Consider the following 13,167-nt stretch of genomic DNA (forward strand, 5'->3'; position numbering starts at 1 on the left):
CGCCCAGCCGGTCGGCGAGGTGGGTCAGGGCGTCGCGCTGCCGGACGGGGTCCAACTCGTCGCGGGGGAAGCCGTGTTCGACGGCGACCGTGGCGGGCGGGGCGTCCGGCGCGACCCGTGTCGGGTCGATGCCGTGGGCGTGCTCGTGGAGCCGGCGGCCGGCCGCCGCGCCCAGGATGCGCTGGAGGGTGGGCAGGGGCGTCGCTGCGATCTCGGCGGCGGTCGACAGGCCGTACGAGGCGAGGGTGCGGGCCGTCGCCGGGCCGACGCCCGGGAACGCGGCGGCCGGCAGCCCGGCGAGGAAGGCGGCCACGTCGTCGGGGACGACCCGGATCGCCCCGGACGCCGGACGCCGGGCCGCCAGCCTCGCGAGCAGGGGGTTCACCGCGACGCCGATCGTCGCGTCGACGTCGAGCAGAGCGAGGGCCCGCATCCGGATCACCCCGGCCAGCGCGACGGCGTCCCGGCCGAAGTACCGGACACTTCCCGTCACGTCGGCGAGCACGACGTCCGGCGGCAGGGTCTGGACGACGGGCGTGAACTCACCGAGGACATCGAGGAGCCGGCCGTACTCCTGGGCGGGTCGGGGGGTGAAGCAGAGACAGAGGATCATCCGGCGCCACCTCCCTTCCTCTCGCCACCCTATCGAACACAATTCGAACAACGCGACCGCACCCGACGCGGAGGGGGTGATCGACTCCGCAGCCTGGCCGCCGTTGCCCGAGGCCGGTGACTGGGCGGATCGCGCCGCTGCGGTGCTCGACGAGCTCGGCTACCAGGTGACCCTGCGGTCGACGAGGGGCCGGGGATTCTCGTCCGCGACCTCGACACCGGGGCGCCCGTCGGACCGGCGGTCCAGGCGCCGGCGGAGCGGGTCTGCTCCGTGTAGATCGGCGAGATCGGCGATCTCCCCGTCCTCGTCCACGCGACCCACAGCGGCCGGTACGGAGACGCGGACCCCGGCGGCACGTGTCAGGTCACCGACCTGCGCGGCGGTGGCCAGATCGCCCACCCAGCCCCGGGCGACCCCGACGCGCAGCAGCTCGTACCGTCGGCCGCCGCCGCTCAGGTCCCGTACGGTCACGGCGCCGCTGCCGTCGCCGGCCACGAGCACCGCGTGGCCGTACATCAGCGTCACCGCGGCGTGCGACGACGGCGCCCTCCGGGTGGCCGACCTGTCACCGTCGGACCCGAGCCCGGCCGATCCGTCTCCCGGCCACCGGATCGGCGTCGAGTCCATCGCCCTGACCCGGGTCGACGGGCATCCGGTGGTGCTCAGCGGCGGCCATCTCGGCGACCTCTACCGCCGGCCCGCACCGGGTCGCGGACGGCGTGGATGCGGCACGGGGCTCTCCGGATCACCGACATCGCGGTGACCACGATCGACCGGCACCCGGTGGCGGTGACCGGGAGCCCCCGGGACGGCGTACGGCTGCACGACCTCGCGTCGGGAGAGCCCCTCGCCGACTACCGGTCGCCCGGTGACGACCAGGAACGGGTGTACTCCGTCGACGTGCTCCGGATGGACGGCCGGCCGGTCATCGCGGGAGCGGGGCACGGCGGCCTCGTCTGGATGTGGGACCTGCTCGACGGCGACGCCCACCGGGCGGTCTGGCGTGGTCTGCTGGTGGACGGCGCGCCCGTGCTCGCCGGCGTCCAGGCGGAGTACGGACCCACCACGGGCCATGCACGGTGCGGGGTGACTCATCGGCTTCATCCGCGCCATCGGCTTCATCCGCATCCGCAGCGTCTCGGTGTGCCCGGTGGTTCGACGGCTCAGTCGGTTTCAGGGCACCGGCCGTGGTTCCGGCAGGAGCGGGCGGCCCGGACGATCGTGTGGGCCGCCCGCTCCGAGGGGGTCAGTGTGCCGAGATGAACTCGTGCACGACGCGGTTGAACTCCTCGGAGTGTTCCATCTGCGCCCAGTGGCCGCAGTTGTTGATGAGGTACAGCCGGGAGGACGGGATCATCGCCATCAACCGCAGCGCGTTCTCGAAGTGGACGGCGCGGTCGTTCCGCCCTTGCACGATCAGCGTGGGCACGGTGAGCTCGGCCAGCAGCGGCGGCAGGGCCTGGAACAGCTGCGGCGGGCCGTTGAGGTCCCCGCTGGGCAGCGAGAGCCTCATGTTCTCCAGGTGGTCGGGGCGGGCGAGGGCGGCTTCAGACCGTCGGCGGGCGAGGTCGGCGTCCTCGGCGAGCGCCGGGTCGTACGCGAATGCCGCGACCATCGCCTGGAAGTTCTCCGGCGACGGGTCGAAGTAGGCGCGCACCAAGGGGAGGATTCCGTCCGTCCTGTCGTTGGGCGGGCCGAGCACGTTGACCCCCGGGGCGGGGGCGCCCATCGGGATCAGGTGGCTGACGCGCTCGGGATGGTGCGCCGCGAACCGGAGTGCCGTCCTTCCGCCCAGCGAGTTGCCGACGATGGCGACCCGGTCCAGTCCGAGGGCGTCCAGGGCCAGTTCCAGCGCCTCCACGTGGTCGCGGTCGCCCGGCACGGCGGTGTCGCTCTTGCCCCAGCCGGGCATGTCGAAGGCGATCACACGGTAGTGGCGCGCCAGGGCGGGGATGTTGCGGGCGTAGTTGCTCCAGCCGCCGGCGCCGGCTCCCCCGCCGTGCAGCAGGATCAGGGGGTGGCCGTCACCGGCCTCGTTGTAGTGCAGCTTCCACTTGGCCGTCTGCACGTACTTGCTGGTCGCCGATTCCGTCAGGGCCTCGGTTGCGGGCATGGCTTTTCCTTCGTTCCGGGTGGCGGCTCAGGCGTCGGCCGCGATGTACTTGTGGCCCCAGCTGCTGATCGTTTCGTAGTGGGCGACCTGCCACGTGTCGTCGTCGACCACCAGACCGTTACAGCCGTACTCGATCTGGAAGCCCGACGGCGTGGTCACGTAGAACGAGGTCATGTGGTCGTTCGTGTGCTCGCCCAGCGTGACGATGATGTGGTCGGGATCGTCGTTGATCATGTTCATGACGCGGCCGACGGTGGTGAGGTCGGAGACTTCGAGCATGAGGTGATCGATGCCCGGGGTGGGGCCGATGCCGCGGCCGAAGCCGATGGAGTGATGGCGGGGGTTGCAGTGCAGGAAATAGCCGTCCCCCTCCACTCCGAGCTCGGCCATCGAAATCGTGTCGCTCAGCCTGAATCCCAGCTCACGCTGGTAGAACTCGGCCGCCTCGCGTGCGTCACCCGAACTGTTCATGAAGGCGTGCCCGATCCCCAGATCACCGGTGACGAAACGGGAGCCCAGCGGGGAGGTGAACGGGGTGCCGGCGAGCGGCAGGCCGTGGACGGCCTCGATCGTGTTGCCTTCGGGGTCGGAGAAGACCAGCAGTCCCTCGACGCCCCGGCGGGCTCGCAGTTCCTCGTCCTCGCGGACCGTGATGCCACGGGAGGCGAGGTGGGTTTCCAGATCGGCGAGCGCGGCCGCGTCCGGGACGGTGAAGCCCAGTGCCACCAGGGACGCGGGGCCCGCGGGCTCGCCGTCCACGATGAGGATGCGGTACGCGTACTCATCGAGTCGCAGGCGCAGTTCGCCCGCGGCGGACGGCGCGGGCTGTGCGCCGATGGTCTTGGTGGCGAATCGGGTCCACTCGTCGAGTGAACCGCGGACCACGACATAGCCCAGCGATGTGAGGCGGCTCATGTGTTTCTCCTCAGGTTGTCGGGGATGGTCAGTGAGCTGTGGTAGCGAAGGTCTTTCCGGCGGCCCGGCCGTCTCGGGGGGCGGGAATCCCGAGCGTGCGGGCGACGGCGTCGAGAAGGCCGTCCGGATCGGGGCCGGAGCGGGCGCGCCACGCGATGTGTCCGTCGGGGCGGACGAGCAGGCAGCCGTCGTCCTCGATGCCGCGCACGCTCGCCCATTCACCGAGCGGATCCCGGTAGGCGCGGTCCGACCCGATCACGCGGACGACGATGGGCAGGCCGTACAGCGCCGACGCGCGGTCCACGGCCTCCGCCCACGCCGCGCCGCGCCGGCCGGTGATCAGCGTGAACCGGCCCTGCCCGACCAGGTCCACCGTGGACATACGACGGCGGTTGAACTCCACCCAGGCGTGGGGCAGGTGCTCCCCCGGCGCCGTGGAGGGCCGGTACTCCAGCTCGTCGACGGTGCCGCGGTCCTCGCCCGTGTCGTCGTGTGCCGCTGGGACGGCGTAGCGGTAACCGAGTTCGACGCCGTGGGCGTTGAAGTTGTAGTCCATGAGCCGCATCGCTTCGGCGAGCGCGGCGCGCCTGCGAGCTCCCTCCTCCGTGGCGTCGTCGAGCGCACGGACCGTGGCCCACTTCTCGGCCTGAGTCGTCTCCGGCCGGAGCCCGATGGTGGCACCGATGCTGTGGACCTGGCCCACGGAGGTGAACGCGCGGTCGACGATCTGACGCCCGACCGGGGCGCGTTCGCCGGAGTACGTGTCGAGCAGCGAGGCGTCGGCCACTCCGGTCAGCACCAGACGCAGTTTCCAGGCGAGGTTGTAGCCGTCGGCGATCGAGGTGTTGCTGCCCAGCCCGTTCGTCGGAGGGTGCCGGTGGACGGCGTCGCCCATGCAGAAGACCCGGCCCACGGAGTACTGGTCCGCCGCGGCGTGGCTGATCGACCAGGTGCTCACCGCCTTGATCTCGACGGCGAGACGCGGATCGCCGACGGAGTGCCGGATCCTGGCCACGACCTCGTCGTGGTCCGGCACGTGGCCACGCGGCACCGACCACCCGGCCACCCATTCGTCGAAGCCGTTGATCATGGTCCACGTCGCGTAGTCGGGGTCGACGGCCCAGTAGAGCGCGCCGGGGCGGTGGGCCACGTAGCGGGTCAGGTCCGCCTTGATCCACGCGAACGCCTGGGGGGCCAGGTCCGTTTCACCGCGCACCGACAGGCCGATCTGGCTCAGCACCCGGCCCTTCGCTCCGTCGGCGCCGACCAGGTAGTCCGCGCGGACGGTGTACTCGTGTCCCGACCGCCGTTCGACGATCGTGGCGTCGACGCCGCCGTCGTCCTGCGTGAGGCCGAGGAACTCGTGGCCGTAGCGCAGGTCGACCATGCCCGTGGCGAGGGCGGCCCGGGCCAGGACCGGCTCCAGCTCGTGCTGGAAGAGATTCAGCGGCAGGTGCCGGCTCGCCCGCCGGTACCGGGTCTGGTCCTTCAGGCCCGCGCCCCACGCGGTCGTACGGGCGACCTCCGGGCCCTCCATCGACATGAGGAACACGGTGTACGGCATCTCTTCGAGCACCCGGCCCCGCGCCCGCGCCTCCTCCTCGACGCCGAGGTCGGCGAGGATCTCCAGCGTGCGCTGGTTGGTGATGTGGGCACGCGGTGTGTGCGCGAGCCCCAGGTGGCGGGTGAGGACGATGCTGCGCACGCCCATGCGGCCCAGCGCGAGTGCGGTGGTGAGGCCCGCGGGCCCGGCGCCCACGATCAGCACGGGGGCTCGTTCCGGAGCTTGGGCCGGGGAGGGAAAGGCATCGGTGGCCACTCGTCTCCTCCTCATAGAGCGGCGCGCCGATCGGGGCGCCGACTGAGCTGGTGGCGTTGGAAACGCTAAGGCGCGGGACCGCGCCGACGAAGCGGGTGTTCCGGGAACCGGCACATCGTTCTGCCGGCCATACGCAGGTTCCGGGAACCGGCACGACCGCTCCGCCGCGAGTCGGGCCGCGGCATGAGCAAAACGGCACTTGACCTGCGGTTACGCGGGTCAAGTGCCGTTCTGTGTGTGGATTCCGCGTGCGATCAGTGCGGGTGAGGAAGATGCCGGGTGTGCGGGCTACAGAACCTGGCGCCTCGGCGAATCGTCGTCTGCGGTTTGGCTCGCTCCACCGGGCATCTCCGATGTGAACCGTGACCCTATGCGGAGCATTGCTCGGTCGCGGTCCAGCCGCCGGAGGTCTGTACGTAGCCTGCCCATGGGTCGGGGTGGCCCCCGGCCCTGGTGCACTTGTTGTCGGCGTTCTTCTTGGCTGCGGCGGGCGTTTGTCCGGTCCCTTGGACCGTCCAGTACCTGGTTGCCGCGTTGGCGGGGAGAGCGGTCGTAGCGCTGAACGCGACGACGCCCGCTGCTATGACGCCCAGGGTGACCACCCTGGAGCGAATGTTCGGCCTATGCATCGGTATTCCTCTCAAGTTGACTCGTCGGGTGTAGTGCGACGAGGTAGGCGTTCTGCGTACGTTGTGCCAGTCCTCGATCCGCTCGAAGATCGCGGTGTGGGCAGGGGCCTTGCTCGGCGGCGTTCATGTCGGCTTCGCTTGCGGAGGAGCGCCGCCCGGCGGTCGCCTCCGTCACGCCAGGAGACCGGGCAGTGCCCTGCCGATCGACGACACCGTCCGCCGCAGGGGTGGCACGAACACATCGGCCGGCCCCTGTTCGGTGGGGAAACCGATCGACACCGCCGCCACCGCCTCGCCGCCGAGGACGATCGGCATGGCCACGCACGACCGTCCGGGCGCCGCCTCCTCGACATCGGTGGCGACCCCACGCTGCCGGACACGTCGCAGCTCACGGCGGAGCAGCGCCGGATCCCGCACCGAGGCCGCGGTGAGCGCGCGCAGCCGGCCCGTGGTGGTCGTCTCCGCCAGATCCGGGTCCGTGTAGGCCAGCAGAGCCTTGCCCACACTCGTGCAGTGAGCGGGCAGAACCATCCCGACCTCCGTGGCGAACAACCGCGCCCGCGGCGTGTACAGCTTCTCCACGTAGACGACCTCCGGGCCGCGCAGGACGCACAGATGGATGGTGTGCCCGACGGCCCGGTGCAGATCCAGCAGGTACGGAAGCGCGACATTGCGGACCGCTCCTTCGGGCGACGCCGCACCGAGGGCCATCATCCGGAACGCGATCCGGTAGCCGGTGCCCTCATGTTCGACCGCCCCCACCTGGACGAGCATCCCGAGGACGCGGTAGGCCGTCGACTTCGGCAGACCGGCGCGGCGCGCCACCTCACTCAGCGTCAACACGCGTCCGTTACGGAACACTTGCAGCAGATCGAACGCCTTCTGCACGACCGACGACGGAACGGCCGTCTCCCGCACCGCGGCTCCAATGCCCATGTGCAGTCCTTTCGAGAACGCCTTGAGAACGATCGTTCCAGGGTCTGTCTCGCAGAGCAGTGCTGTGGCGAGCGGCCGTCCGCGTGGTGCCGCGTGGGGGTGCGCGCAGCCCTCGGTGATCTACGAGACAGGCCCTGGGGCGGTCAGACCCCGCTCAGCTTGGCGATGCGCAGTCCGTGTTCGGCGGCCTGCTCGTACCCCGTCTTCATCGACTCCTCGGCAAGCTCCCGCAGGTGTGCCATCTCCGGGTTCCAGAAGGCGTGGGTCAGTTCCGCCTCGGCGATCTGGAGGTCGAGGCCCAGGACGTCGGCGAGGATCGTGCGCAGGTAGGGCGTGGCGTGGTCCCAGCCTTCCTTGGGGGTGCCGGGTCCGTAGCCGCCGCCCCGGCTCAGGGTCAGCAGCGCGGGCTTGCCCTTGAGGGGCTGGTCGCCGTGTATCCCTACCTGGTCGTGCTTGAGGATCAGGTCGATCCAGGTCTTGACCTGTTCCGGGACGTTCCAGTTGTACATCGGCACCGCGAACAGGAATGCGTCGGCGGCTAGGAGTTCGGCGCCGAGGCGGTCGAGGAGCTCGTGCGCTTCGGCAGGGGCGGGTGCGGCCGGGTTGACGACTTCGTGGGCGAGCGCGGTCCACGCGTCCCCGGGCAGCGGGTGGAACCCGAGGTCGCGCCGGGTCACCACCCCGCCGGGGTGTTCGGTGAGCCATGTCTGCTCGGCGGTGTCGGCGAGGGCGCGGCTCACGGATCCTTCGGTTCGGATGCTTGCGTCGAGACGGAACAGGTTCATGGTGGCGGTACCTCCATAGTTCGGCTGCGATGTAGATAGTATGCACAGCAGAACATCTGCTGGCAAGAAAAGTGGTCCGGCCGACAGCCCGGCCTGATGTGGACGCCGGCGGCTCGCGACGAACCCCAGCCGGATCCCGACCGGCCGCCGGGGCCGCGCTTCACGCCTGCACCAAGGGGCCGGGCGTACCGTCACGGGCATCCCCCACCACTCCGGACATCAAGGCTGCTACCAGCAGAAACGGGGTGCCGGCGTCCGCAGTCGGCTGCTGAATCCGGTCGGAATCCGCCAGGCCGACGACCGTGAAGCGGGCGGCGCCATCGCCGCTTCCCAGAAAGCCATGTCGACAAGATGATCTGTACACAAGACTATCTGTCGCTATGCTGAAAGGTGCTACGGTAATGCGATGTCCTCTGAACCCCGCTGCCGAGCGAGCGAAAGCGCCACGCCTCTTGCCTTGGACAACGACCTGGTCTGGGCCATTCGCATGATCTCGGGAGCGCTTCGGCGCGCTGCGGCCGACGCCTCGGAGACGCTGCCCGGAGGATCACGCGCCTACCTGGTGCTCGTGGCATTGGCCGAGGCCGGGGACAAACCCCCCACGCAACTCGAACTGGCCGGCCAGGTCGGCCTCGACCGAACGGTGATGACCTACCTACTCGACGACCTCGAGGGACAGGGCCTGCTGTCCAGACGCCCCAATCCGCAGGACCGGCGCGCCCGCCACGTGATCCTCTCGGACGAAGGCCGATCACAACTACAGCGCATGCGAACCGATGTCGCAGCCGCTGAAGCACGACTGCTCACGGAGCTGAGCGAAGAACAACGGGCCCAGTTCCGAGACCTCCTGACCCAAGTTGCGCTCACCGCCCAGCGAAGCACGGCCAAAGACTGAGGTCCGTGCTGCTCCTTCCTGGAGACAACTGCCAGGCAGCACAAGCGGCGGCGCTGGACCCGGCTGCCGTCGGCGCCTCGAAGGCACTGCCCGGAGGATCACGCGCCTACCTGGTACTCATGGCGCAGCCTGGTCGCCGCGTTCGAGTCGCTCACGGATCCGCGTGGAGCCGGCGGGGTGCGCTACCGGCTCTCCTCCCTGTTGGCCTTGGGGGTCTGCGCGATGACGCCCGCGGGCCACGACTCGATCACCACGGCAGCCCAGTGGTGCCCCGAGGATCTTGCTGCCTTCGACCTGCCCTACCACCCGGTCCTGGGCCGCTACCGGATGCCGAGCGAGAAGACCCTGCGCAGCGCGCTCGGACGCCTCGATCCCGCCGAGCTCAACGCGGCCCAGTTCGCCTACCTGGCATCCCTGCTTCCCAACGAGCGCGCGCATCCCGCGCCGCCGATGCCCGACGGCGGCCCGGAGCGCGAACAGCGCCGGGCCCACCAGGCTGCCGCCCAGGCCGGTCCGGCGCGCCCAAGGCGCCGGACGATCGCGGTGGACGGCAAGTGCCTGCTCGGCGCACGCCCCCCAACAGCAGCTGGGTCTTGCGCCTTCCGTCTCCCTCCCTGTGCGTGCGGGAGCGGCCGGTGCGCCGTCGGCACACCGGCTCCGCGCGTCTAGGACGCGGTGTCCGCCTGCGCGGACAGATCCAGTGCGATGTCGCTGATCATGTCCTCCTGACCGCCGACCATGCGCCGCCGGCCGGCCTCGACGAGGATGCTGCGGGTGTCCAGGCCGTAGCGCGCGGCGGCGGTCTCGGCGTGGCGCAGGAAGCTGGAGTACACGCCCGCATAGCCGAGGGTGAGCGTCTCGCGGTCCACCCGTACCTCGCGGTCCTGGAGTGGTCGTACGAGGTCGTCGGCGGCGTCCATCAGCGGGAACAGGTCGCAGCCGTGCTCCCAGCCCATCAGGTCGGCGACCGCGACGAACGCCTCCAGGGGGCAGTTGCCCGCCCCCGCTCCCTGGCCGGCGAGGGAGGCGTCGACGCGGGTGACGCCGTGCTCGACGGCGACGACGGTGTTGGCCACGCCCAGGGCGAGGTTGTGGTGGGCGTGGATGCCGAGTTCGGTGGCCGGGTCGAGGGCGTCGCGGTAGGCGCGGACGCGGTCGCGGACGCCGTCCATGGTGAGCCGGCCGCCGGAGTCGGTGACGTACACGCAGTGCGCGCCGTACGACTCCATGAGCCGCGCCTGGCGGGCGAGTTCGGCGGGCTCGGCCATGTGGGACATCATCAGGAACCCGGCGACGTCCATGCCCAGTTCGCGGGCTGCGGCGATGTGCTGGGCGGAGATGTCGGCCTCGGTGCAGTGCGTGGCGACGCGCACCGAGCGGATGCCCAGGGAGTGCGCCTGCTTGAGGTCGTGGACCGTTCCGATGCCGGGCAGGAGAAGAGTGGTGGGGGCGGCACGGCGTACGGCGCCCACCACCGTCTCGATCCACTCCCAGTCCGTGTGCGCGCCGACGCCGTAGTTGATGCTGGAGCCGGACAGTCCGTCGCCGTGGGCGATCTCGATCGCGGCCACCCCGGCGGCGTCCAGGGCGGCGGCGATCGTAGCGGCCTGGTCGACGGTGTAGCGGTGGCGGACGGCGTGCATGCCGTCCCGCAGGGTGACGTCCTGGACGTACAGGCGGGTCATCTTCAGGCCACCTCCGTGGAACGGTGTGCGGCCATGCGTTCCGCGGTGCGCAGCGCGGCCGAGGTCATGATGTCGAGGTTTCCGGCGTAGGCCGGGAGGTAGTCGGCGGCGCCCTCGACCTCCAGGAAGACCGAGACCTTGAGGACCTCGCCCGCGCCGGGGGCGAGGGTGCGCAGCGGGTCGTCGGCCGCCACCTTCGCGAACTGCACCTTCTGCTTGAGCCGGTAGCCGGGCACGTACTCCTGCACACGCGCGACCATCTCCTCGACCGATGCCGTGACGGACTCGGTGGCGCAGTCGGAGACCAGGCAGTGCACGGTGTCCCGCATGATCAGCGGGGGTTCCGCCGGGTTGAGGATGATGATCGCCTTGCCGCGCCGGGCGCCGCCGACCCGCTCGACGGCGGAGGCGGTGGTCTCGGTGAACTCGTCGATGTTCGCCCGGGTGCCGGGGCCGGCGGAGCGGGACGAGATGGAGGCGACGATCTCGGCGTAGTGCACGGGGGTGACGGAGTCGACCGCGGCGACGACCGGGATGGTGGCCTGGCCGCCGCAGGTGACCATGTTGACGTTCGGGGCGCCGATGTGGACGTCACCGTTGACCGGCGGCACCACGTACGGGCCGATCGCGGCCGGAGTGAGGTCGACGAGGGTGCGGCCGAGCGGGCGCAGTATGTCCTCGTGGTGCCGGTGTGCGCCGGCCGAGGTGGCGTCGAAGACGATCTCGACGTCCGCGAACTCGTCCAGCCGGACGAGTCCTTCGACGCCCTCGTGGGTCGTGGCCACCTTCAGGCGGCGGGCGCGGGCCAGGCCGTCGGAGTCCGGGTCGATGCCGGCCATCGCCGCGATGTCGAGGGTCTCCGACAGGCGCAGCACCTTGATCATCAGGTCGGTGCCGATGTTGCCCGAGCCGATGACGGCGACCTTGGTTCGTGCGCTCATGCTTCGTTCTTCTCACTCGTGAACTCGACACCTACGGTGCCCAGGTGACTGATGGACGCCTCGAACCGGTCACCGGGGACGGCGGGTACGACCGGCCCCAGGGCTCCGGTGAGCACCAGGTCTCCGGCGCGCAGCGGGTCGCCCCGCTCGGCCAGGGCGGAGGCAAGCCAGACGGCCGCGTTGAGCGGGCTGCCGAGACAGTCGGCACCGACGCCCTCCGAGACGGTTTCGCCGTTCCGTGTCATGGTCATCGTCACCGCACGCAGATCGACGCCGGTGAGCGACAGCGGGGTGCCGCCGAGGACATACAGGCCGCAGGAGGCGTTGTCGGCGACCGTGTCGACGAGGGTGATGTCCCACCCCTGTACCCGGCTGTCCACGATCTCCAGAGCGGGAAGTGCGAAGTCGACCGCGCGCAGCACGTCCACCACGGTGCACTCGCGGTGCGGCAGATCACGGCCGAGCACCAGCGCGACCTCGGCCTCCACCTTGGGCTGTAGCAACCGTCCGGGCGGCACCCGGCCGCCGTCGGCCACCGCCGTGTCGGCGAACAGCGCCCCGAAATCGGGCTGGTCCACGCCCAGTTGGCGTTGCACGGACACCGAAGTGAGGCCGATCTTGCGGCCCACGATCCGGCGGCCGGCGGCCTGGGCGCGCCGGACATTCAGCTGCTGCACGGCGTACGCGGTCTCCAGATCGCCGCCTTCGTCGAACAGCGTTCGCACTGGCGGACAGGAGGCCCCGGTGCGGGCAGCTTCCGCCAGCAGGTCGGCTGCCTTGACCACCGCTGGTGGCAGGGTGTCCGGGCTTGCGTTGTCGAGCCTGGTCGACACGGGGTACCTCCAGAGGGAAGCGGAAGCGGCGGTTGTACACCGGTTTAGACATCACCACCGCGATGGGCCACTCTTTGTTCCGGGACGCGGAACACCGTGGGCGGTGCCGGCGGCTGCCGCTGCGGGGCCCGGCTGCGTGGTGGCAGCGAGGCCCTTTCCCCCCACTCCGGCGGTTGCGCCACCCAAGACGGCTTCCGCTCGCAGTGCGACAGGAGCGACGATCTGCATCCCCGGCCTGGAGAACCAACCCACTGCCCTCGGCGCCTTCCTGAACGCCGAACCTGCTGACCGGGCGGCAGCCGCCCGACCCCCGCTGCCCGGTACACCACCCCGCGCGCTAGCTGACGGCGCTCCGCCTCGCTCGGCTCGGTGATCGCGTACGAGGCGCTGTGGTCGCGGCCCGGCCCCGACGTCGACCTGCTGGTGACCCTCGGCTCGCCGCTCGGCCTGCCGTCCGTCGTCTTCGAGCGGCTGTGCCCCGCGCCCCGAGGCGGCCTCGGGCAGCGGCCACCCCGGGGCCGGCGATGGGTCAACCTGGCGGATGCGGGCGACATCGTCGCGATCCCCCGGTGGCTGTCGACGAAGTTCGCCGGGGTGGACACCGATGGAGAGGCGCCGATCCATTCGGTCGACTTCCATCGCGTCGCGTCGTACCTCCGCCTTCCCGACGTCACCCGGGCGATCGCCGGGCTCGGGTGAGCGGTCGTGCCGCGGCGGGTTCGGGTGCTCCGGGCTGAACCGCCATCGGCGTGGCTGCGACCGCTCCCGGGGCAGCGGTTGCCGGCCGCCGCCGTGACCAGCGGCGACCGCCACCCGTTCTCGGGCGAGCGGGGCCATCGGCGGGTGGGGTTGCCGCCCGTGCTGACGCCCGCTGCCGGGCCGGTCTCCGTACGTCATCCCGCCGACCCCGGGCTCGCGTGGTGGAAGGTCCGGTTCTGGAGCGCGGGCGGGGTGCCGGGGGGTCTGAGGTCGGCCCACGGGTGGAGTTCGTAGCCGGTGGGGG

General features: G+C 71.0%; 13 protein-coding genes and 1 pseudogene. 4 read left to right on the plus strand and 10 right to left on the minus strand.

From position 1 onward, the window contains the following. Both AOK24_RS11745 and AOK24_RS11750 read right to left on the minus strand, forming a co-directional pair. On the minus strand, nt 1-613 hold a 613-nt coding region (locus tag AOK24_RS11745; protein ID WP_420876662.1), incomplete at its 3' end, for a DNA polymerase Y family protein. A 159-nt stretch (nt 614-772) separates the two neighbouring features. Then, on the minus strand, nt 773-1,240 hold the full coding sequence (locus AOK24_RS11750; RefSeq protein ID WP_055720007.1) for a hypothetical protein: 468 nt from the start codon (nt 1,238-1,240) through the stop codon (nt 773-775). A 96-nt stretch (nt 1,241-1,336) separates the two neighbouring features. On the opposite strand from AOK24_RS11750, the gene AOK24_RS11755 reads away from it, so the two are divergent. Further along, a complete protein-coding gene (locus AOK24_RS11755) occupies nt 1,337-1,876 on the plus strand; it encodes a WD40 repeat domain-containing protein (protein WP_055720008.1) in 540 nt (179 codons plus the stop codon). Here AOK24_RS11755 and AOK24_RS11760 read toward each other — a convergent pair. The 5 genes from AOK24_RS11760 to AOK24_RS11780 form a co-directional block, all read right to left on the minus strand. Beyond that, entirely contained in the window at nt 1,860-2,726 is an 867-nt protein-coding gene (locus tag AOK24_RS11760) for an alpha/beta fold hydrolase (protein WP_055720009.1), read from the minus strand. The two genes, AOK24_RS11755 and AOK24_RS11760, sit on opposite strands and share 17 nt — an antisense overlap. A gap of 27 nt (nt 2,727-2,753) precedes the next feature. Next, entirely contained in the window at nt 2,754-3,641 is an 888-nt protein-coding gene (locus AOK24_RS11765; RefSeq protein WP_055720010.1) for a VOC family protein, read from the minus strand. A gap of 28 nt (nt 3,642-3,669) precedes the next feature. Next, on the minus strand, nt 3,670-5,409 hold the full coding sequence (locus tag AOK24_RS11770) for an FAD-dependent monooxygenase (RefSeq protein ID WP_055720011.1): 1,740 nt from the start codon (nt 5,407-5,409) through the stop codon (nt 3,670-3,672). An 851-nt stretch (nt 5,410-6,260) separates the two neighbouring features. Next, the gene (locus tag AOK24_RS11775; protein ID WP_055720012.1) at nt 6,261-7,025 is read right to left on the minus strand and encodes an IclR family transcriptional regulator; all 765 of its coding nucleotides are present in this window, start codon (nt 7,023-7,025) and stop codon (nt 6,261-6,263) included. Nucleotides 7,026-7,168: 143 nt separating this feature from the next. Beyond that, nucleotides 7,169-8,011, minus strand: a complete 843-nt coding sequence (locus tag AOK24_RS11780; RefSeq protein WP_420876663.1) for an FMN-dependent NADH-azoreductase — start codon at nt 8,009-8,011, stop codon at nt 7,169-7,171. A 256-nt stretch (nt 8,012-8,267) separates the two neighbouring features. On the opposite strand from AOK24_RS11780, the gene AOK24_RS11785 reads away from it, so the two are divergent. Together AOK24_RS11785 and AOK24_RS11790 are read left to right on the plus strand one after the other, a co-directional pair. Continuing rightward, nucleotides 8,268-8,705: a MarR family winged helix-turn-helix transcriptional regulator gene (locus tag AOK24_RS11785; protein ID WP_240553827.1), complete on the plus strand. Its 438-nt coding sequence runs from the start codon at nt 8,268-8,270 to the stop codon at nt 8,703-8,705. Nucleotides 8,706-8,828: 123 nt separating this feature from the next. Beyond that, nucleotides 8,829-9,338 (plus strand): annotated as a pseudogene (locus tag AOK24_RS11790) (transposase family protein); the annotation flags it as partial. A gap of 32 nt (nt 9,339-9,370) precedes the next feature. Here the strand turns inward: AOK24_RS11790 and dmpG are convergent. From dmpG to AOK24_RS11805, 3 genes are read right to left on the minus strand one after another with little or no spacing between them, the layout of a single operon-like run. Next, entirely contained in the window at nt 9,371-10,390 is a 1,020-nt protein-coding gene (gene dmpG, locus AOK24_RS11795) for a 4-hydroxy-2-oxovalerate aldolase (protein ID WP_055720016.1), read from the minus strand. Nucleotides 10,391-10,392: 2 nt separating this feature from the next. Then, nucleotides 10,393-11,331 (minus strand): acetaldehyde dehydrogenase (acetylating), encoded by a 939-nt coding sequence (locus AOK24_RS11800; protein ID WP_055720017.1) that lies wholly within the window; start codon nt 11,329-11,331, stop codon nt 10,393-10,395. Beyond that, nucleotides 11,328-12,164 (minus strand): 2-keto-4-pentenoate hydratase, encoded by an 837-nt coding sequence (locus AOK24_RS11805; protein WP_240553829.1) that lies wholly within the window; start codon nt 12,162-12,164, stop codon nt 11,328-11,330. The genes AOK24_RS11800 and AOK24_RS11805 overlap by 4 nt, the downstream gene beginning before the upstream one ends. Before the next feature lie 369 nt (nt 12,165-12,533). Between AOK24_RS11805 and AOK24_RS11810 the strand changes: the two genes are divergently transcribed. After that, a complete protein-coding gene (locus tag AOK24_RS11810) occupies nt 12,534-12,863 on the plus strand; it encodes a hypothetical protein (RefSeq protein WP_055720018.1) in 330 nt (109 codons plus the stop codon). Nucleotides 12,864-13,167: the final 304 nt, after the last annotated feature.

Source organism: Streptomyces niveiscabiei (assembly GCF_001419795.1).
Classification (GTDB): domain Bacteria; phylum Actinomycetota; class Actinomycetes; order Streptomycetales; family Streptomycetaceae; genus Streptomyces; species Streptomyces niveiscabiei.

Excerpts from the sequence above, each read along its gene's own strand:
- AOK24_RS11750 (WP_055720007.1), bottom strand. The coding sequence starts at position 1,240 with ATGGACTCGACGCCGATCCGGTGGCCGGGAGACGGATCGGCCGGGCTC.
- AOK24_RS11755 (WP_055720008.1), top strand. The coding sequence starts at position 1,337 with ATGCGGCACGGGGCTCTCCGGATCACCGACATCGCGGTGACCACGATC.
- AOK24_RS11760 (WP_055720009.1), bottom strand. The coding sequence starts at position 2,726 with ATGCCCGCAACCGAGGCCCTGACGGAATCGGCGACCAGCAAGTACGTG.
- AOK24_RS11765 (WP_055720010.1), bottom strand. The coding sequence starts at position 3,641 with ATGAGCCGCCTCACATCGCTGGGCTATGTCGTGGTCCGCGGTTCACTC.
- AOK24_RS11775 (WP_055720012.1), bottom strand. The coding sequence starts at position 7,025 with ATGGGCATTGGAGCCGCGGTGCGGGAGACGGCCGTTCCGTCGTCGGTC.
- AOK24_RS11780 (WP_420876663.1), bottom strand. The coding sequence starts at position 8,011 with ATGCCCGTGACGGTACGCCCGGCCCCTTGGTGCAGGCGTGAAGCGCGG.
- dmpG (WP_055720016.1), bottom strand. The coding sequence starts at position 10,390 with ATGACCCGCCTGTACGTCCAGGACGTCACCCTGCGGGACGGCATGCAC.
- AOK24_RS11800 (WP_055720017.1), bottom strand. The coding sequence starts at position 11,331 with ATGAGCGCACGAACCAAGGTCGCCGTCATCGGCTCGGGCAACATCGGC.